Source organism: Micromonospora sp. WMMD980 (assembly GCF_029626035.1).
GTDB lineage: Bacteria > Actinomycetota > Actinomycetes > Mycobacteriales > Micromonosporaceae > Micromonospora.
In genome coordinates this window covers 4,679,256-4,698,190 of the sequence record NZ_JARUBE010000003.1, presented here as the reverse complement: position 1 = coordinate 4,698,190, position 18,935 = coordinate 4,679,256, and the positions used below count along the sequence as shown (strand labels likewise).

General features: G+C 69.9%; 16 protein-coding genes. 13 read left to right on the top strand and 3 right to left on the bottom strand.

Features of this window, described 5'->3' with window-relative positions; translation table 11 throughout:
• The first annotated feature begins 11 nt into the window (after positions 1–11).
• Positions 12–362: an Lsr2 family protein gene (locus O7618_RS22055; protein WP_278108024.1), complete on the top strand. Its 351-nt coding sequence runs from the start codon at positions 12–14 to the stop codon at positions 360–362.
• 380 nt (positions 363–742) lie between these two features.
• Here O7618_RS22055 and O7618_RS22050 read toward each other — a convergent pair whose 3' ends face one another.
• Together O7618_RS22050 and O7618_RS22045 are read right to left on the bottom strand one after the other, a co-directional pair.
• Positions 743–3,199, bottom strand: coding sequence for an FtsX-like permease family protein (locus O7618_RS22050; protein ID WP_278108023.1), 2,457 nt, complete (start codon positions 3,197–3,199; stop codon positions 743–745).
• Positions 3,196–3,912, bottom strand: coding sequence for an ABC transporter ATP-binding protein (locus tag O7618_RS22045; protein WP_278108022.1), 717 nt, complete (start codon positions 3,910–3,912; stop codon positions 3,196–3,198). The genes O7618_RS22050 and O7618_RS22045 overlap by 4 nt, the downstream gene beginning before the upstream one ends.
• Before the next feature lie 264 nt (positions 3,913–4,176).
• On the opposite strand from O7618_RS22045, the gene O7618_RS22040 reads away from it, so the two are divergent.
• Positions 4,177–4,632 (top strand): hypothetical protein, encoded by a 456-nt coding sequence (locus O7618_RS22040; protein WP_278108021.1) that lies wholly within the window; start codon positions 4,177–4,179, stop codon positions 4,630–4,632.
• Between the two features lie 15 nt (positions 4,633–4,647).
• Here O7618_RS22040 and O7618_RS22035 read toward each other — a convergent pair whose 3' ends face one another.
• The gene (locus O7618_RS22035) at positions 4,648–5,091 is read right to left on the bottom strand and encodes a hypothetical protein (RefSeq protein WP_278108020.1); all 444 of its coding nucleotides are present in this window, start codon (positions 5,089–5,091) and stop codon (positions 4,648–4,650) included.
• Between O7618_RS22035 and O7618_RS22030 the strand changes: the two genes are divergently transcribed.
• The 11 genes from O7618_RS22030 to O7618_RS21980 all read left to right on the top strand — a co-directional run bounded on the left by O7618_RS22030 (position 5,079) and on the right by O7618_RS21980 (position 18,853).
• Positions 5,079–6,263, top strand: coding sequence for an ISAs1 family transposase (locus O7618_RS22030; RefSeq protein ID WP_278104195.1), 1,185 nt, complete (start codon positions 5,079–5,081; stop codon positions 6,261–6,263). The two genes, O7618_RS22035 and O7618_RS22030, sit on opposite strands and share 13 nt — an antisense overlap.
• A gap of 249 nt (positions 6,264–6,512) precedes the next feature.
• Positions 6,513–7,172, top strand: a complete 660-nt coding sequence (locus O7618_RS22025) for a TnsA-like heteromeric transposase endonuclease subunit (RefSeq protein WP_278108019.1) — start codon at positions 6,513–6,515, stop codon at positions 7,170–7,172.
• Complete coding sequence (locus tag O7618_RS22020; RefSeq protein WP_278108018.1) at positions 7,169–9,469, top strand: hypothetical protein; 2,301 nt, start codon at positions 7,169–7,171, stop codon at positions 9,467–9,469. The genes O7618_RS22025 and O7618_RS22020 overlap by 4 nt, the downstream gene beginning before the upstream one ends.
• Positions 9,466–10,737 (top strand): TniB family NTP-binding protein, encoded by a 1,272-nt coding sequence (locus O7618_RS22015; protein WP_278108017.1) that lies wholly within the window; start codon positions 9,466–9,468, stop codon positions 10,735–10,737. Before O7618_RS22020 ends, O7618_RS22015 begins: the two co-directional genes overlap by 4 nt.
• On the top strand, positions 10,734–12,683 hold the full coding sequence (locus O7618_RS22010) for a TniQ family protein (RefSeq protein ID WP_278108016.1): 1,950 nt from the start codon (positions 10,734–10,736) through the stop codon (positions 12,681–12,683). Before O7618_RS22015 ends, O7618_RS22010 begins: the two co-directional genes overlap by 4 nt.
• Positions 12,680–14,593, top strand: coding sequence for a TniQ family protein (locus O7618_RS22005; RefSeq protein WP_278108015.1), 1,914 nt, complete (start codon positions 12,680–12,682; stop codon positions 14,591–14,593). Before O7618_RS22010 ends, O7618_RS22005 begins: the two co-directional genes overlap by 4 nt.
• Positions 14,594–14,820: 227 nt before the next feature.
• Positions 14,821–15,822 (top strand): MarR family winged helix-turn-helix transcriptional regulator, encoded by a 1,002-nt coding sequence (locus O7618_RS22000; RefSeq protein WP_278108014.1) that lies wholly within the window; start codon positions 14,821–14,823, stop codon positions 15,820–15,822.
• A 94-nt stretch (positions 15,823–15,916) separates the two neighbouring features.
• Positions 15,917–16,564 (top strand): GGDEF domain-containing protein, encoded by a 648-nt coding sequence (locus O7618_RS21995; RefSeq protein WP_278108013.1) that lies wholly within the window; start codon positions 15,917–15,919, stop codon positions 16,562–16,564.
• Positions 16,565–16,851: 287 nt separating this feature from the next.
• Complete coding sequence (locus O7618_RS21990; protein ID WP_278108012.1) at positions 16,852–17,151, top strand: hypothetical protein; 300 nt, start codon at positions 16,852–16,854, stop codon at positions 17,149–17,151.
• 195 nt (positions 17,152–17,346) lie between these two features.
• Positions 17,347–17,793 carry a hypothetical protein gene (locus O7618_RS21985; RefSeq protein ID WP_278108011.1) on the top strand — a complete coding sequence of 149 codons (447 nt, stop codon included), beginning with the start codon at positions 17,347–17,349 and terminating at the stop codon, positions 17,791–17,793.
• Positions 17,794–17,815: 22 nt separating this feature from the next.
• Complete coding sequence (locus tag O7618_RS21980; RefSeq protein ID WP_278108010.1) at positions 17,816–18,853, top strand: hypothetical protein; 1,038 nt, start codon at positions 17,816–17,818, stop codon at positions 18,851–18,853.
• The last annotated feature ends 82 nt before the right edge of the window (positions 18,854–18,935 follow it).

Below are 18,935 nucleotides of genomic sequence, written 5' to 3'. Positions count from 1 at the left end.
GAGGTGGCCCTGTGGCCACCAAGACCACCGCGATCGTCGTCGACGACCTCGACGGCTCCACCGACGACGTCGGCACCTACCAGTTCGCCTTCAACGGCGTCACCTACGAGATCGACCTGTCCGCCAGCAACTTCGACCGGATGGCCGCGGCCTTCGGCCCGTTCATCACCGCCGGACGGCGCCTGCCGAAACAGCCCCGGGCACCACGGCGGCAGCACGGCACCACGACCGGCCGCACCCAGAGCCAGGAGATCCGCACCTGGTGGTGGACCACGAATTGGCAGGAGCTGAACCTGCCCCGACCACGAACCGGGGGCGTCATCCCCGCCGCGGTGCGCGACGCCTACCGCGCCGCGCACTGACCCCGGTCCCCAACGTGCCGCCCGGCGAGCGATCACCGGGGCGGCACACCCGTGTGACTATCAGCTGTAGTTGTCACCGGATCATGGAGCGGGCCTGCTGTCCTGGTTGGGTTGGTTCCAGCTTGGTGTCACTTGATTTCACAGATAGTTGGCACCTGCGTCGGTCGGAGCGAGCGAGAAGGGAATGCTGTCTCTCGTCGCTGTGGGCACGCCTTGCCCGGGCCTCGGCGTTCTCATGCCGCGACTCCGGGCAGCGGTACCGCTGTCGGTCCCTCGGTCGCAGGCTGGCTCGTCCGGGCGCTGACGGAAATCTACCGGCGCTGATCAGCGACGACGATGGGGCAGTCATTCGCTGAGAGCGTAGTTGGGCGTCGGATGCGTCAACCTAGACGTCGCGTTAGCAGAAGTCTGGGCTGGCGGAGTGTCGCAGCGACGGCCATGGCGAGGATGGGGGCTCCGACTACGATGATGACGAGGGGTCCCCATGCCATGCGCCACGTCATGTCGGGACGAAGCGCGACAAGTCCCGCTGCAGGGGCGATCCCGGCCACAGTGCCGGCGAGCGCTCCGAGCCCGACGATAAACGCTGCTTGAACAGCATTGACGAATCTGAGTATGCGAGGTCCGGCTCCGATCGCTGACATAGTGCTCAGGTCGGTGCGCATCTCGACGCGGGCTAGGCCGACGACCACGGTGGTGGCGACGATGGTGACGACGCCGCTGACGATCGCGAGGACGTACAGCAAGGGGTCCGTGGCTTGACCGGTGCTGACCTTGGTCGGCGAGACGAGTCGGGCAGGCTGGCTAAGGGAGTTGCCCTCGGCGCGGACCTGGGCTCCGAGCACGACGGACTCGGCGGCTTGGGTTTCCTCCGTCGTGGGAGGACGCATGGTGTCGATGATCAGGCCCGCGCTAGACGTGGACAGGTTCAGTCGCTGAGCACTGGCAGCGGATATCATGATTGCTGGTAGCTGCCGGTAGTAGTTGTCGATCGGTACGACGAGGGCGGGAAGGTCGACGTTCTTGCCGTTGATGTCGAGTCGTGCGCGCCCGTCCTTGGCGAAGGCCGGGTAGAACGCTACCGCGTCGCCGCGGTTGAGTGCGTCGCGTGCCTCGGCGGTTGCGGCGCGTCCGGTGACCGCGCTGATCAAGTCCTCCCCACCAACGGCCACGGCCTGGGACAGGTCCGGCGGAGGCTCATTCGACGGGCCTCCTTGGCTGAAGTAGCCGGCAGTCGCGGGTGCGGTGGTGATGGGCACGAGAGCCCGAATGGGCAGGCGCTGCCGAAGTGCCGTCTGGTCACCTTCGGTGAGCGCGCTGGCGCCTTGAGCTGGGATGAGGAGTTGCCCGGAGCGGATGTTGGGTTGCCGTGCCGCCCCGGTGCTGGTGTCGGCCGAGAAGAAAAGAACGATCGCTGTGCTACCGGCGACTGCGGCGCAGATGGCGGCGACGGCTGCGCCGGTGCGGAGCCGGTGTCGGTCTGCGTGTCGCACCGCCATGCGTGCAGGAAATGACAGGCGTGTCACTACCCGGCTGGCAACGGCTACCAATGCCGGGCCGGCGGCAGCGAGTCCAAGCAGGATCAGTCCTGCGCCGATGGCTGCGAATTTGGCGTCGCTGACCTGGGGCCGGACGGCGTAGAGCACGATGAGGAGTCCCACTGCGGCCAACGCCCCCGCTGCCCTGGTCAGCCGCAGTGCCTGTGCGCGCGGCTTGAGTTCGCGGCTAGCGAGAGCCGTCCACACTTGCAGTCGCGCGAGGTTCCATGCAGGTCCGAGGGCGGCGAGCAGGCCGAACCCGATCGCGCCGACGACAAGCAGGAGTAACGCCGTGACCGGCGGTGCGGTGTCTTTCAGGGGGTGGTTGACCAACCGTTCGAGGGTGTCTCGGGCGGCTGCGAAGGTGGCGACTGCGGCGATCACCCCGGTCGCGCCACCGAGGAGTCCCAGCAGTGCACCATCTGCCAGGAGTACTCGTGTCACCTGTGGCGGTGTGGCGCCTACGGCGCTGAGCATGGCCATCTCACGCCGCTGACGGCGTGCTCCGACGGAGAACGCGGTCGCGGCCAGCAGGCCCACCTGGACCCCGGCGAATCCGACTACGACGACGAGTCCGGCGATACGCGTTGCTTGCTGGGCGGCTGTGGGCTCGATCGAGGCCCGGTCGGCATAGCTGAGCCCGTTGATCGCCGGCGGTTCCCACCGCGCCTGGTCACCGGGTAAATCTACGAGCAGGTGCTGGGTGCCCCGCTGGGCAAGCGGGTCGGCGCTGCTCACGACCATCATCTGCCGACTGAGCTGGTCGGCCGTGTCCACTACTCCGACGACGGCGAGTGCGCGCCCGGGTGCGCCTCCCAGACTGATCGTCGACCCCGGTCTGACACCGATCGATTCAGCCAAGGAGGAGGAGAGTGTGGCCTCTCCCGCGTGTCCTGCGGGCCGGCCCGATCTCACCACATATCGCCCCTGATGCATCGGATCACTCACGTCGGCAGCATCGAACGTGGTGACCCGATAGCCGGCGGGTGCCTCGATCACCGTTTCGCCGGAACTGAACGCCACGACGTTGCTGCCGGCCGGCAGCTGGGATGTCACGGCGTCCGTCGAAGGAACGTCTAGGCGAAGGTCTGCCTGACCAAGCTTCCAGCTAGCTTCGCTCTGCGTCGAGGCGTAGCTGGCCTGCCACACCAGCAGCAGGGTCGCACCGGCGTACACCGGGACGGCCAGCAGGAGAGCGATCAGTAGGGCGCGACCCTTGTTGCGGATGGCGGACCTACGCGCGATGCGCATCGCCAGCAGCCACGGTGCAAGTCCGCTGCGTCGTGCGGGCACGGTCATGACGCGGACCCAGCCGTCTCAGTCTGGTCTGCGAGGCCAGCGGACGTCACCCTGCCGTCCTTCAACCTGATCACTCTGTCGGCCAAACGCGCTAACCGCTCGTCATGCGTGACGAGAACGCAAGCCGCGCCGTCTCGCACCCTGCGCTGCAACACCGCCAGCACGGTGTCCCCCGTCTCACTGTCCAGCGAACCCGTTGGTTCGTCGGCCAGGACAAGCCGCCTATCACCCATCAACGCTCGCGCGATCGCGACACGCTGCTGCTGCCCTCCAGACATCTGGTCCGGATACCGGTCGACAAGATCGCCCAGCTGTACCTCGTCAAGCGCCGCGTGCGCCTCGCTCAGTGCAACACGAGACGCCACTCCGGCCAGTTCCCGAGGCATGGCCACGTTCTCGGCGGCGGTCAGCGCGCTGATGAGGTTGAGGTCCTGGAAGACGTACCCGACGTGGTCGCGACGAAGTCGTGCGCGGTCGGCCATCGAGCGACCCGACAACGGTCGCCCTTCGACCCACACCTCACCTGCCGTCGGCGAGTCCAAGCCTCCCGCAAGAGCCAGCAGTGTCGACTTGCCTGATCCCGACGGCCCCATCACGGCCACGAATTCGCCTTCCGACACGGCTAGATCAACACCGTCGAGTGCTCGCACCGTCACCGGACCCGTGACGTAGTCCCTCCGCACCGAGTCGAACCACAAAACGGGAGTAGTCATCGACAATCACCATACCCCTCGCCAATATTCAATATCGACGGCTCGTCGGTCACCGCCCGGCCGGACACCCGGCAAGCAACCCCCGGGCTGCTGATCAATATACAGGGGCGACGTCATCGGCCAGGCTAGTTCACCCCAAGGATCCTGGTCGTCCCGCACCGCCCTGTTGCCCGCTCGGTGAATCAGGACCAAGGTAGCCCAATGCCCAGGATGCGACCATCCTCGGTGATCAATAAATCACGCGCGAGTGGTCGGATGGCCGAAATGACCTACCTGGCATTACGCGACTTGACAGCGACCTTGCTCTATGCAATTGGATTTTATAGGTTGTTTATCGCGCGCGCAGCGAAGCCCATCAATCAGAAAGGGCTCAACATGAATGTTCGTCGAATGCTGGGGATTGCCGGCGTGTCGGTGATGGCCGGTATGGGTGCTGTGGTTCTCGACGGAGCCCCCGCGCTGGCCGAGACGTGCCCGAAGACCCGGGACGTGTACATCCCTGGGGGCGAGTCCCACTACACCATCTCCTGTAGCGGTGGCAGCGTCTACGTCGACGGCCGAGTCAAGGACACCAAGTCCGACGGCAAGTGCGTTCAGGTCAAGGCGCTGATCAACGGGAGCTGGAACTACAGCGAGAAGGCCTGTCCGAGCGGAACGACCAAGTACTTCAGCTGGTCCGGCCCGGGCAACGCCGCCGAGGTCTACACCTACACGGTCTGATCTCGCTGGCGGCAGTCAGGCCGGCGGGTCCTTCGTGTCGCTCAGGATGACGCACCCCTGAACGGCGTCCACCTTTGGGTGGGCGCCGTTCAGGCAGAAGCGCGAAAGAGAATCGCTTTCCCATCTTGGTTCGTGCCGTTTGCGCACCGCCGGCATGTCCGCTGTATTGTGCTCTATCAGCGAGACGGACGCGGCGCAGAGTGCAGCATTGACGAGCTGTGGCTGATCGTCGTTGGTTGATCCACCGCACACTTCGCGACGGCGCGTCGCGGCGACCGTGAGGCCGTCGTAGGCTTCGATGGCACGCAGGGCGTTCGCAAGGTAGCGAGATGACCGGATTGCCGGTTGTGGGGTAGCCACGCCGGTTCCGTCGGGTACGTAGGAGAGCGCGGCCTTCTGGTGATCATTCAGGTGTCTAGACTGGATGATCGAGAAGGACCGCGCTCGTGGAAGCATCATCGTTGATCGGCGGGTTGTCCGCACGTCTGGGTGGTGTGTCGCCGCTGTCGGAGCGGGACACGCCGGGGTTGCTGCAGGTTCTTGCCGAGGTTCCGGACCCGCGTGATGCCCGAGGTCGGATCTATTCGCTGCCGGGGCTGCTCGCGATGGCGATCGCGGCGGTGCTCTCGGGATCCAGCCGGGTCGTGGAGATCGTGGAGTGGGCTGCGGATCTGCCGGACGTGGTGTGGGATCGTCTCGGTGCGGTCCGCGACGCTTTGACCGGGGCCCGGCGGGTGCCTGATGACGGCACCCTGGGTCGGGTGCTGGCCGGTATCGACGCCGACGCGTTGGATGCCGCGGTGGGTCGCTGGCTGCTGGGCCGGGCCGGTCTGGCCGGGCGGGGCCGGCGGGTGATCGCCGTTGACGGTAAGACGCTGCGTGGTAGCGGCCCGGCCGGGTCTCAGGTGCACCTGCTGGCCGCGTTGGACCAGGCCGAGCAGATCGTCCTGGCGCAGATCGACGTCGATGGCAAGACGAATGAGATCAGCCGGTTCCAGCCGTTGCTCGACGGCCTGGACCTGGCCGGGACGGTCATCACGGCGGACGCGCTGCACACCCAGCGCGAGCATGCCCGCTGGCTGGTCGAGGACAAGCATGCCGGTTACGTCTTCGTCGTCAAGCGCAATCAGCCACGGCTGTACCGGCAGGTCAAGGCCTTGCCCTGGGGGAAGATCCCCACCCTGGACGCCACCCGCGAGCGCGGGCACGGCCGCTACGACATCCGGCAGTTGCAGGCGGTCACCTGTCTGGGGCCGCTCGCGCTGGACTTCCCCCACGCGGCCCAGGCCCTGCGCATCCGGCGCCGCCGACACAACCCGCTCACCGGAGGTTGGTCCACCGTCACGGTGTACGCGATCACCAGCCTGACCGCAGCCGCGGCCAGTCCCGCTGACCTGGCCAACTGGCTACGCGGACACTGGGCCATCGAGGTCCTTCACCACATTCGCGACACGACCTACCGCGAGGACGCCGGCCGGCTACGCACCGGCAACGCGCCCCGCGCCCTGGCCACCCTCCGCAACACCGCGATCAGCATGCTCCGCCTCAGCGGCGCCACCTCGATCGCACCAACCCTGCGCCGAAACAGCCGAGACCCACACCGATCCCTACAAATACTCGGACTCACCTAGAACGGACATACCTCAACCTTGCGAACGCCCTGCGATGGCACGGTGGCTGAAGGAACACAAGGCGTAGGTGCCGGCTGTGCGCGTCGCGCTGATCAAGAGCGGCAGTGGTCACACGTGTGTCGTTGGAATGATCTCGCCGTGCTGTGTCGTGGCCTGGACGGCCTGCGTGAGGTCCTGGATCTGCGGGATGGCTGGACGCGGAGGTGGACGGCGGCGTGGCGGTACGCCGGCGGTGAGGTGCTCTGCCCGGTGCGTGATCTGGCCTCGATGCCGGCCTCGGGTTGTCAGCCGATGCGCCGGTTCTCGTGGCGGCGGGGGCAGCGGCACCGCTCGGGGTTGCAGTTCCTGGTGAGCACTGGCCGCCATCACGGGTTCGAGTCGTTGCAGGAGGCGCGGCTGTTGCTGGCGCTGGACTTCGCCGGCGACTTGGTTGACGTGCTGGCGCAGCCGCTGCGGTTGCGGTATGTGACCGACGCCGGTTCTCGGGAGCACATCCCGGACTTTCTCGCCTACACGCGGGCGGGGCGGTGGCTGATTGACGTGCGCCCGGCGGCACGGGTGCGGAACGAGGACCTGGTGGCGTTCGCCGCCACCGCGGAGGTGGCGCTGAGTCTGGGGTGGCGCTACGCGGTGGTGACCGGCTGGCACCGGCACGTGCCGGCCTCGTTGGATGCGATGTCGGCGCAGCGCCGTCCGCTGATCGACCGGTTGGGGATGGTCGATCAGGTGCTGGCGGTGGTGTCCGCGGGGCCGCGCGGGTTCGCCGAGGTCGCGGACGCGACGTCGGCTCCGGCGGTCGCGCGGGCGTATCTGCTGCACCTGTTGTGGCATCGACGATTAGGCATGGAGCTGAGTCGTCCGCTTACTGATGCCACGCTGTTGTGCGCGACGGAAGGCCGCGGGCGGTGACCGCGGCGGCGGCGGTGTTGGACCTGTCGCCAGGCGCAGCTCTGGTGCTCGACGGGACGGAATGGGTGGTCGAGCGGGCAGAGCCGCATCACGGGCGGGTGGTGTTGTTGTCCGCAGCGGGCCGGCGGATGCCGGTGAGCCTGCGGTTCCTGGTCGGCAACCCCGGCTGCCGGCAGTCGAGCCGATCGCCGTTGCTTGCGGCTGCGGACCGGGGTCGGCAGCCGGCGGTGCTGGGTGACCTGAGTCAGCGGCAGCGGGAGTGGGTGGCGCTGCGGGTCGCGCATCTGCTGGAGGTGGAGACCGGATTCCGCGGCGGGGATCCATTGCGGCCGGGGCCGGGCGAGCCGAAGGCCTGCTATGACCCGACGGCGACGACGGTGACGCAGCGGCGACGGGCGAAGGCCGCCGAGTTGGCCCTGCTGGACGCGGAGCAGGCGCGGCTGTTGGCGTTGCAGCGGGTGGGTTACCGCACGCTGCTGCGGTGGGAGGCCCGGCGGCGACGGTTCGGGCCGGTCGGCTGCGCCGACGACCGGTGGCTGCGGCCCCGCAGCGGTCATCCGAGCGTCGGTGAGCAGGTCCGTGAGGCCATCTACGCGGTGCGTCAGGAGACGTTGCACCGCTCGCGGGTGAGTATGCGCACCCGCGAGCGGATGATCCATCAGTACGTGCGGGAGCGCTTCGGCGCCGACGCGCAGGCCGCGGTGCCGAGTTACGGCACGCTGCGGCTGGTCTGGCGAGAGTGGTTCGGGCCAGGCGGTGCCCGGCAGCGCTACGCCCGCGGCGGCGAGCTACCGGCCAGCGGCGGACATGTGGTGGTGCACCGGCCGGGGCAGGTCCTCGCGCTGGACACCACGGTCCTGCCGGTGAAGGTCCGTGAGACGGTCTTCGCGGAGCCGGTCTCAGTGCATCTGACCCTCGCCTTGGATGTCTACACGCACTCGATGGTGGCGTTCCGGTTGACGCTGGTGTCCGACAGTGCCGTGGACGTGGCGATGCTGCTGCGTGATGTGACCATGCCGCTGCCGATGCGCCCGGACTGGGACGAGGACATGGCCTGGCCCTACCCGGGACTGCCCGGTGCGGTGATGGCCGAGTTCGCCGGCTACGAGGTGGCCGGGCTGCCGTTCTTCGCTCCGGAGACGGTGACCACCGACCACGGCAGCGTCTACCGCAACCACCACCTGGTGGAGGTGCAGCGTGTGCTGGGGGCCAACATCCTGCCGGCGCGGGTGCTGCGCCCGACCGACAAGCAGGCGGTCGAGCGGGCCTTCGGCGCGGTGCGCAGTCTGCTGTTCGAGCAGCTGCTCGGCTACAGCGGTGTCGACGTCGCCGACCGCGGCGTCGACCCGGAAGCCGACGCGGTGTTGACCATCGACGCGATGGAGCACCTGATCGCGACGTGGACGGTGAAGATTTGGCAGAACCGCCGCCTGGGTGAGCACGCCCCGTGCTGGGACCCGGCCGGGGACCACAGCCCGAACACGCTGTTCGCGGCGGCCATGGCGCAGGGCGGCTTCGCCATGCAGATCCCGTCGCCAGAGCTCTACTACCAACTGCTGCCGGCCCACCACGTCGCGATCCATGGCCAGCGCGGGGTCAAGGTCCGCGGACTGTGGTACGACGGCCCTGCGCTGGACGCCTACCGCCATACTCCGTCCGGGCGCGGTGGCCGCAATGCCGGGAAGTGGGTGGTGCGCCGGGATCCGCGAGATGCCCGCGCGGTGTTCTTCCAGGACCCGGCGACGCATCAGTGGCATCGCCTGGACTGGGTCGGATCGCCGTCGGACGGTGAGGTGCCGGCGTTCAGCGATGCCCGCGTACGCGAGCTGCTCACCACGGCGCGCCGGGCCGGGTTGCGGCCCCGTTCGGACGCCGAACTGCTTCCGTTGCTGCTGGACCTGATCGGCGCGCACATTCCCGTGGAGGCCTGGCCGACCCGGATGAGCAAGACCGAACGCACCACCCACGCACGGGAGAGCACCCAGGCCGGCGCCGCCGCCACTGACCGCCCCGCCCTCGCCGGTGACCAGGCGGCGCGTCGTCGTGCCAGCCGCGGCGGTGACGGATCCGTCGAGCAGCACCGCTGGCGCGACCGGGCCCGGCAGGCGCAGCAAGCCGTCGACGATGACCGCGCCCACCGACGCCGCCAAGCCCTTACCGGGCAACCCGCTGCCGCTTCGGCGCGCCTCGGTGACGGATTCCGACGCCGCAACCTGTTCCTACTGCCTGATGAGGACACCGCGGACGTCGACGCCGACGGTCCGGGACAGCGGCAGCACCGCACGGAGGAGCGGTGAGTGCCGCAGACGATCAGCCAACGACCGGGACGGCACCGTTCATCCTGCCCGGGCCGATCACCGACCGGGAGACCGTCGACGGGTGGCGGCGGTGGCGGCTGAACCGGCACGCCTTCGTTCCGGCACCCCGGCTGAGTCTGGCCGACTACCGACTGCTGAGCCCCCGCCGACGTCACCTGCATGATCTGCACCGGGCCGCCACCCACGCGAACTTGCCGATGCAGGACACTCCGATGAGCCTCACGGTCACCCGGATGATGCGCTCGCGGCTGCAGAGCAACGCCCTCAAACACAAACCGACCACCCGCGCCGGACTGATGATCACCGGTGGCGGATACCAGGGCAAGACCGAGACCGCCTGCGAGATCGCGGCGGCGTTCGAGGACGCCTGGCTGGAGCTACACGCCCAGCTCAACCCGAATGCAGTCCCCGGCACACGGGACCTGCACGCGCCGGTCGCCTACGTCCAGACCCCGGTGACGGCGAAGCCGAAGAGCACCTGCGAGGCGATCCTGGACTTCTTCGGCGCCGATCACCACAAGATGACGCTGCCGCAGCTGACCAGATCGGTGCGGACCTCGCTGCACGACCACGGCGTCCGGGCGCTGCTGCTCGACGACATCACCCGGTTGAAGATGCACCGCGCCGACGACCAGGACACCCTCGACCTGCTGCGGGCGTTCATGAGCATGCACACCACGCTGATCCTCATCGGCGTGGACATCCCCGGCTCCGGCCTGCTGCGCGAAGGCCGCCACGACCGGCGCACCGGTCAAATCGTCTTCCCACCCCCGCCCAGTGGGGAGGGCCTCTCCACCCAGACCGAACGCCGGTTCGACCTCGTCCATCTCGAGCCCTTCCGCTACGACACCGCAGGACGCATCGCCGCGTGGACCGCGCACCTGACCGGCCTGGAGCAGCACCTGCGGCTGCTCAACGCCGCCCCGGCGATGCTCACCGACGCCACCATGCCCGAATACTTGTTCCGCCGCACCGGCGGGGTGGTCGGCCTGCTGGAACGGCTCATCGAGGACGGCTGCGCCGAAGCCCTCGACAGCGGCGAGGAACGCCTCACCCAGGCGCTGCTGGACAGGGTCGTGGTCGAGGTCGGCGACGACCCGACCCGCGATGCGTCCGCCGGTGAGATTCCGCCCGTCCCCCCGGTCGACACCGACAACGCCGCACGCCGACGGCCCGCCAAACGTGGCCGCAACACCGTCTTCGACGATCGAGGCATCCCCGCCGCTGACTCCGCCCGCAGCGCGTGACCGGCCGCCTGCCACTGCCCCGCAGCCTGGACCCGCTTCCCGACGAATCGATCGTCGGTTACGTGCTGCGCCTAGCGCGCCGGCTCGAGAGGTCGCCGGCCCGGCTGGTGGTCGCCACCGGCCTGGTCTGTCCGCCAACGGGCAGCCGATACCGCGCAGCGGCGCGGACCGGGCTGCTCGTTGACGGCGAGCCGGCCGCGCGTCACCGCTTCGCGCACGCCACCCGGCTGACCCACGCCGAGACCGAGGCGTTGTTCCTCGCCGCGTACGCACCCCGCTACCCCGCTGCCAGACCCCGGCCGCAGCCGAGCGGACGCCGCGGCGTCAAGCGCCACCTCGACGGCTGGTTGTTGACGAACTACTCCCGCTACTGTCCGCGCTGCCTGGCCCCGCCGGATTCCACCGCCTCGTGGCCGCATGCCGGCAGCTGGCGACGCGCCTGGCGGCTGCCCGTCGTGTTCGCCTGCCCCGTGCATCGCTGCTACCTGAACCACCAGTGCAGCGCCGGGCACCTCGCTCACCACAAGGAGAACGGAGCGCTACCTCGCTGGTCCGATGAAACCCTGCACCCGAGCCAGTGCCGGGCCACCATCAGCCCGATCCGGCGAGACCAGGCCGCCGGCTGCGGGGTCTGGCTGACCGGCGATGTCACCGCAGTCACGCCGCCACCGGCAACGCTGCGCCTGCAGCAGCGCATCCGCGACGCGCTCGACACCACCCGACCCGACAACGTCGTCGTCCTCGGTCAACGCACCACCGCCATCCAGTACTTCACCGACCTGATCCAACTCAGCTACCTCATCCGGTGCTCCTGGCCGCTGGCCCACGACCTGGTGCCCACTATCGAGCTCGCCGACGTGCTCGAACGCCACCTCACCGCAGCCCCACACCACCCGACGGACCGCTCCGGCAGCGAGCACCGGACGCCGACGATCGACGATCACCGCAGCCCGCCCGCCAACGCAATCGCCTGCGCGGCGCTGCTGGCCACCGCCGACCGACTGTTGACCCTCGCGCATCCGCGCGAGTTGACCGGCCACCTGCGCGGCCTGCTCACCCACGACCCGCGCCGCCCGGCCCGCGCCGACTGGAGCCGCCAATTCCTCGAAGAACGTCCCAACAGCTCCGAAGGGCTACGCCAAGCCATCGCCCCGGCCCTGCAGACCTACGCCCGCCCACGGCGTGCCCGCGGTCTGCGCGTCCCGATCCGACGCACACCCTTCGGCCCCGAACACATCGCCCAGTTCCTGCAACCCGACTGGTTCATGCGGTTCCTGGCCCACTTCGACGACGTCAACCCTGTGCACCTGCGACGAACCGCCGCGCTGCACCTGTGTCAAACGACCGCAGGGGGCTCGATCGGCCAGGCCGCCGCGCGTCTCGGACTGCCCGACACCGCAGCCGCACGCTCCCGCTGCTACTCCAGCGTCAAAGCGGTGCACGCGTGGGCGCGCCAGCGCAGCGACCCCCACGAGTTCGAGGCAGCCATCCACGACCTCGCCGACCACATCGAAGCCGCCTCCAGCCGCACCGACTACCACCAACGGCGCACCGCACTGCGCGACTGGTGCATCGACCCCGCCACCTGGCGGCACCTCACGCAACAGCTGCCACCGCCGGAGTGGATCCACGGACGCGAACCCGAACTCGGCGACCGCAAACGCCAGAGCGCCTCCATCATCGTCTGGTCACGGCTGACCGGCAGCGAACACCTGTTCGCCCCGCATCCCATCCGCGACCGGCAGCCCCCTCACCTGCACAACGCCTGGCGGCTGAGCGCCTACGCGATGGTCGCCCGCTTCCGCGACGGTTGCATCCGCCTGCACGACATCGCCCTCGACCGCCTGCTCGTCGACTACGCCACCCAACTCGCCGTCGAAATCGACAGCCGCGACCACCGCCAGGCGAACCTCGCCGTTCCCCGCAACACCCCCGCCGGCCCGTGAGTGGCACACCGCTGCCACGCAGCCTCACACCACTGCCAGACGAGTCGCTGCCCGGCTACATCCTGCGCCTCGCGCACCGGCTGGACCTCACTCCCGCCCGACTGGAACACCTCACCGGTCTCGCACAACCACCCGACGGCGCCCGCGCCAGCAACATGATCACCCTCACCCGCCACGGCGCGGCCACGTTCGCCCGCACCACCCGGCTCACCCCGAACGAAGTCGCAGCCCTGACCCTGGACAGCCTGAGCACCCCCTACCCGCCACTGAACCCGCTGCGCACCGGACGGCACCGACGCCTCGCCCACGGCATGCTCGTCAAGGAGAACTGGATCTTCGCCCGGTTCACCCGACACTGCCCCGAATGCCTGGCCGGCGACGGCAGCGACATCCAGAACCAGCACGGCGGCGGTTGGAGCAAGCTCTGGCGGCTACCCGTCGTGTTCGCCTGCACCGCGCACCAGCGGCTGCTCGCCCACGCTTGCCCGGCCTGCGGCCAACCCGCGCTGGCCCGTGACAGCGGCACCAGGATGCTGCCTCGGCGCCTTGACGCCACCCTGCATCCCGTCGCCTGCCGTGCCAACCTCCGCCCAAGCCCCTGCCGCTCAGCCGAGCGCGGCTGCGGCCAACGGCTCGATCAATCGCCGCCAGCCGTCCACGACGCCGACTCCGCGGCACTCGCGCTGCAAGAGCGCCTGCTCACCCTGTTGCACGACAACAGCCCCACCCGCAGCGCCGGCGGACACGCCACCGCCGGACAATACGTCACCGACCTGCGCATCCTCAGCTGCGTCATCGGTGGATCCTGGCCGCTGGCCCGCCCTCTCGTCACCACAACCCGGAACGCGGCGCTCATCGACCGGCACGTCGAGCACATCCGCCGCCAGATCGCCAAGGACCGCCAGCAGCGCGGACGAGCGCGCGACAACGCCCTCTACGACAAACCACCCACCGACGCCGCCACGAACGCGGCCCTGCTCACCACCGCCTCAGCCATCACCTCAGCCGGTGACTCAGACACCGTCCGGCATCTCCTCGCGAACCTCCTCGACAACACGCCGAGCCTTCGCCCGTGGATCAAGCAGTACCTCCCCGGAGACGGCTACTGCTCACCCGGCCTGCACACCGCGCTCGGCCCGGAAGTCGGCGCCCTGCACATCATCAAACGCACAGGAGTGCCCAGCCGGGCCACCCGCCGCCAAGGCCTGACCGGACCACCACCCACCCGCCTGCGCGTCCAGCACATCCCGCAGCGGCCACCACAGCACTGGATCGACAACTACCTCAGCGACTTCACCGACCTCAAGACCCGGCTGCTTCAGCACGCAGTGGCCATACGCCTCGCGCACATCGCCTCCGACAGCACCAGCACCGACGCCGCCACCCACCTCGGCATACCCCGGCATGCAGCCGTCAACGCCATGAACGTCGTGCACCGCGCGCTCACCACCTCCGCCCGCACCGCCGCGTTCCACCACGCTGTCGACGCGCTCGCCCACCACCTCGACACCGACGCCGAACTGCTCGACTACGGCCGACGCCGCGACGCGCTCGCCAACTGGCAGATCCCAGAAGACCAGTGGCGCGAGATCACCGACGGACTCCCCGAACAACTCGTGAACAAGCGGCGAGTGCCACACACCGACTGGGGCCACGGCAAACGCCGACTCGCCAGCACCTGGGTCTGGACCGAGATCACCCACGGGGACCACATCTACGCCCCCACCATCCGCCCCGACCTTCACGCTCGACGATCACCCGGCGATGAAACCCGCTACATCTACTCCCGCTGGAACCACCTCCTGCGGCCATCAGTCAACGGCCACTTCCGCGCACTCCGCGAACAGCTCAACCTCCTGATCGGCCGACTCGCCTACGAGATCGACGCGAACGAGCCGTCGCTTCGATAAGCGCTCGATCGTCTCCGAGCCAGCAAGTCCGAAGCGCCGCATCAGCCCCGGTGACAACCACCGTCGAAAAGTGACATCTATAGCTGACCGTCACAACCCGTGCGCGTCGCCGCAGTCCCGCACTCCGGGCAGACGACTTGATCAAAACCCGAACCGAAGCGTGCATCAGTGCACACGCCTCACTCACCAACCCCTGCCGACGGCAGGAGAAAGGGGGCCACGCGCCCATGACCAGCACCCCAACCAACACGACCACCGATACGGCCGCACCAGCGCCACTGGCACCCAGCGTCGCGAAGGTCCTCGCCGCGCTGCACCGCCTCGGCGAGGCCACCGCCGCCGCCATCGCCACCGAAGCCGGCCTCGGCTACTCCACCACCACCCCGAAACTGCGCACCCTGGAAACCGCGGGACTGGCCGAGCCCACCCGAAGCGACACCGGACGCAGCCTGTGGCGGCTGACCGACACCGGCCGCTCTCACGCCGAACAGTGCGGCGGTCACGGCCAGCCCGAACCGGAGCCCGCCACCCGCGACACCGACACACCCGACACCGCCACAGAACACGGGCCGCACGGCGACGACACGCAGAACAGCGAAGAGGCCGCCGGGCAGGACCACGGCCAGCGGCCAGCCGCCGAGGTTCCCGCCGACGGGCAGCCGGACGCCATTCAGGAGTCGACATCGCCGGCTCCTGATGGTGTCGAGGCGGCACCCGACGAGGCCGCTGAAGCCGAGGACACCGAAATCCACGACGGCGACGATGACGACCGCTCGACTGCCGAACCCGAGGCACCGGTCACGACCGACGACACCGACCCGGCCACCGGAACGACGCCCGCAGCGAACGAAACGGACGCCGGACCGGCCACACCGGATATTCCCCCTGCTGGCGGGGCCATCGACAGCACCACGGGTGAACCCGCCACGGAAGTACCCGCCGCACCGCCGGCCACGGAGGCGGCGGGCGAGGCGGCGCAGGCCCGTACACGGCGAGCGTTGGGCACCCTGCGCGGCGCGATCCTCGACATCCTCGAGGCCAACCCCGGCCAGCAGTACAAGGTCAGCGAACTGTGCAAGCTCGTCGACCGGGCCAACGAGGGAACCGGCGCGAAGAAGGCCAGCGCAGGCGCGGTCCACAACGCCGCCGTGAAACTCGTCGGGACCGGGCGGGCAGTGCTGGCCGCCGAGAAACCCGCCACCTTCGCCCTCGCCGACACCACCGCCTGAACGACCCCGCCAGCCAATAGCTCGGAGGCGGGCGTCGAACTTCCCGGAACCACGCCCGCCCCCGGTGCTCCTTCACAGACAAGGAGCTCCCCAAGTGTCTCCCATCCTGACCTCGATCGTCACCGCCGCCGGTGGAGTCCTCGCCGGTCTCGCCCTCGCCGCAGCGCTGCTGTGGCGCCAACAGCAGGCACTGATCCGCGCCCGCCACGCCGCCGACCACGACGACACCACCGGTCTGCCCAACCGGCGAGCACTGCTCGCCGCCCTCACCCGCGCCACCCGCACAGATGCCCCGTTCGGGCTCGTCCTGCTCGACCTCGACGGCTTCAAAGCCGTCAACGACACCCTCGGCCACGAGGCCGGCAACGACGTCCTCACCGAGGTCGGCCGACGGCTGGCCGCCCTACGAGGGCCGGTACGGCTCGCCGCGCGGCTGTCGGGCGACGAGTTCGCCCTGCTGGTCGACGGCGGCGCCGACGACGTCGCCGCCGCTGCCCGCGCCGCCTGGCGGGCGGTCGGCCGCCACCCCGTCGACCTCAGCGACCATGCGCTGGCCGTGCGCGCCAGCGTCGGGTACACCAGCGCCGCCCTCGGCGTCGGCCCGCGCACCCTGCTGCACCAGGCGGACACCGCCATGTACCAGGCCAAACAAACCGGAGCCGGGGTGCACGGAGCCACCGCCACCACCGGCCACGCCGGACCGCCGCCAGGTACCCGCCTGCGGGACCTGCGCCGCCGCTGACCGCTCACGGACACACCAAGAGGACCTCGCGCCCGTCGACGTGCGTGAGGTCCTCACCGTGCCCGCTTCCATCCGCCCAGCCCTGCTTTCCCCGTCCTCGGCGACGGTCGCCGAGACGCAGATAAGGAGCGCATCCGCCATGAGCAGCCCTCACACGTACTCCATCGGCGACCGGGTGACCGCCGACCCGGCGGTGGCCCGCGCCAGCACCCCGGGGCGTCACCTACCGCGTCACCCGGCTGCTGCCGGTCAACGTCGTCGTCGAACCCGTCGACGGCGGCCGACCGGTGAAGGTCAACCCCACCTACCTGCGGCCCGCCTCCCCGGCGGACACCACCACCGGCCGTGAGCTGACCATGGTCCACGAGGCGCCGCTGCATCCGGGCACCCTCGTCACCGTCGCCGGCGCGGGCTGGAAGCAGCCTCCGGGCGAGCTGTACGTGGTGCTGCGCGACACCGGGACCGGCCGCGTCTCCCTCGTCTCGCTCGGCGGCAACAACGGCCGCTACTGGCGCGGCGTCTCCCGCCACCTGCTCACCACCGTCGACCCCACCCGCGTACGCCTCGACCCCGAACAGACCACCTGAACCACGACTCCACGCTGCCGTGCCGGGCGGGCAGAACCTTGCCCGCCCGACATGACTTGACCTTCTTCGAGAGATGAGCGTCGATCATCGCTGGTCGTCGGCCATCGTGCGGACATCAGCACTCCCAAGGGCTCCGACGCGAGTCGGGCGGCGACCGCGCATGCCCGCGATCCGCCGACCGAAGGGCCACCCGCCATGGCACACCCCGCACAGCCCAAGGGCCGCAGCCGGCGCCCCAGCGACCGCACCGCCGTACCGGACGACGTCACTGACCGGCTCCTGTGGGCGCTCGCGGTCGACGTCGCCGCCGCCCACCAACCCGGACCCGACGGCGCCTGCACGAACCTGCAGTGCCGCGGGCAGCAGGGCCCCTGCTGGGCGCTGCGCACCGCCCGCCGCGCCGAACAACACGCCCGCCGCGCCCCTGCCACCCTCGCCCCGGCGCCCCCGCCGCCGTCGCCGCGCCCGGTCGGGGTCGTACGGGGACGCGCCCCCGTGCCCGCCCCGCCGCGCCGCTTCACCGGCTGGTTCACCCCGGCCCACCCGCCGGCACCCCTGACGCGGCCCGCGCCCGTACCGGACGCGGTGCCGCCGGAATCCCGCGTTTACCGGCGTCCACCCGTGGCGGCGCTGGCCGCCTGAGCACGCACCCTGGAGGCAACCAGTGAACTTCCTACCGAACGACACTCTCGCCGGCTACGCCCGCGCTGCGGTGGACCTGCGCACCCGCATGGTCGACTACCACCGCAGCCCGCTCGCGGCGCAGTACCTGCAGGCGTTCTTCGGCAGCCGCCTCGCCAACCACCCCAGCCCCAGCCCAGCGGGCATGGCGAAGGTCCTCGATGCAGTCCGCGCCATCACCGCCAACCCGTGGCGATCCGGCGAGCCGTACGTCATCGCCCCCGCAATGACCGCGATCATCGCCGCCGCCGCGACGGCCCTCGACCTGACCGGCGAGGTGCTCCCCGCCGACATCGCCCCCGACGACGGCGGGGTGCTCTTCCTCCCCGAACCGATCTACCACCGCAGCCTCAGCGGCGAGGTGTCCTCGATCGGTGCGATCACCTGGGCCCGCACCACCAACACGAACAGCGGCCGGTCCTTCTGGGCCATCGCCGGCTGGGCCGACCACCACGACCCGCACGACCCAGCGGCCGTCCGCCGCCGGCAGCAGCTCGCTGACCGGCCCGACCTCGCCCGCCAGTTCGCCCCCTACGTGCTGACCGACTTCACCGAGATCCCCATCGGCCAGCCCGTCGACCCCCGCCCCGACGTGCCCGTCCTCGACGGAGACGACCGCGACTGGGAACCGGCCCCCGACGGCCGGTTCTGCATCGACGAGACCACCACCGCGATGCGCGCCTGCGCCGCTATCGCCTACGCCTTCTGGCGCATCCAGGCCCAACCCCTCGCCACCGTCGCCGCCGCCCCGTTGGACCGCGCCGCCCGACGTCGCGCCGTGCGGGCCAGCATCCGCCACGACACCCGCGTGGTCATGCTGCGCCGCACCAGCCCTCTCGCCGAACCCACCGACGGGGAACCCAAGTGGCACTACCGGGTGCGGTTCGTCGTCCGCGGCCACTGGCGACGCCTCATCGACCGCGACGGCCACCCCTACCGCATCTGGATCAACGCCCACATCAAAGGCCCCGACGGGGCACCCCTGCTGCACGGCGAGAAAGTCGCCGTCCTCGCCCGCTGACCCGCACCCGCCCGAAGGCCGCGCGACGCCTCCCACTGGCCCGCGCGGCCTTCGCCGTCCCCGCCCACCACCCGGCCGCCGC

What these genes read in the sequence shown, in the direction of transcription:
- O7618_RS21985 (WP_278108011.1), top strand. Translation starts at nt 17,347, where the DNA reads ATGGCACACCCCGCACAGCCCAAGGGCCGCAGCCGGCGCCCCAGCGAC.
- O7618_RS22040 (WP_278108021.1), top strand. Translation starts at nt 4,177, where the DNA reads ATGACCTACCTGGCATTACGCGACTTGACAGCGACCTTGCTCTATGCA.
- O7618_RS22035 (WP_278108020.1), bottom strand. Translation starts at nt 5,091, where the DNA reads ATGATGCTTCCACGAGCGCGGTCCTTCTCGATCATCCAGTCTAGACAC.
- O7618_RS22045 (WP_278108022.1), bottom strand. Translation starts at nt 3,912, where the DNA reads ATGACTACTCCCGTTTTGTGGTTCGACTCGGTGCGGAGGGACTACGTC.
- O7618_RS22000 (WP_278108014.1), top strand. Translation starts at nt 14,821, where the DNA reads ATGACCAGCACCCCAACCAACACGACCACCGATACGGCCGCACCAGCG.
- O7618_RS22050 (WP_278108023.1), bottom strand. Translation starts at nt 3,199, where the DNA reads ATGACCGTGCCCGCACGACGCAGCGGACTTGCACCGTGGCTGCTGGCG.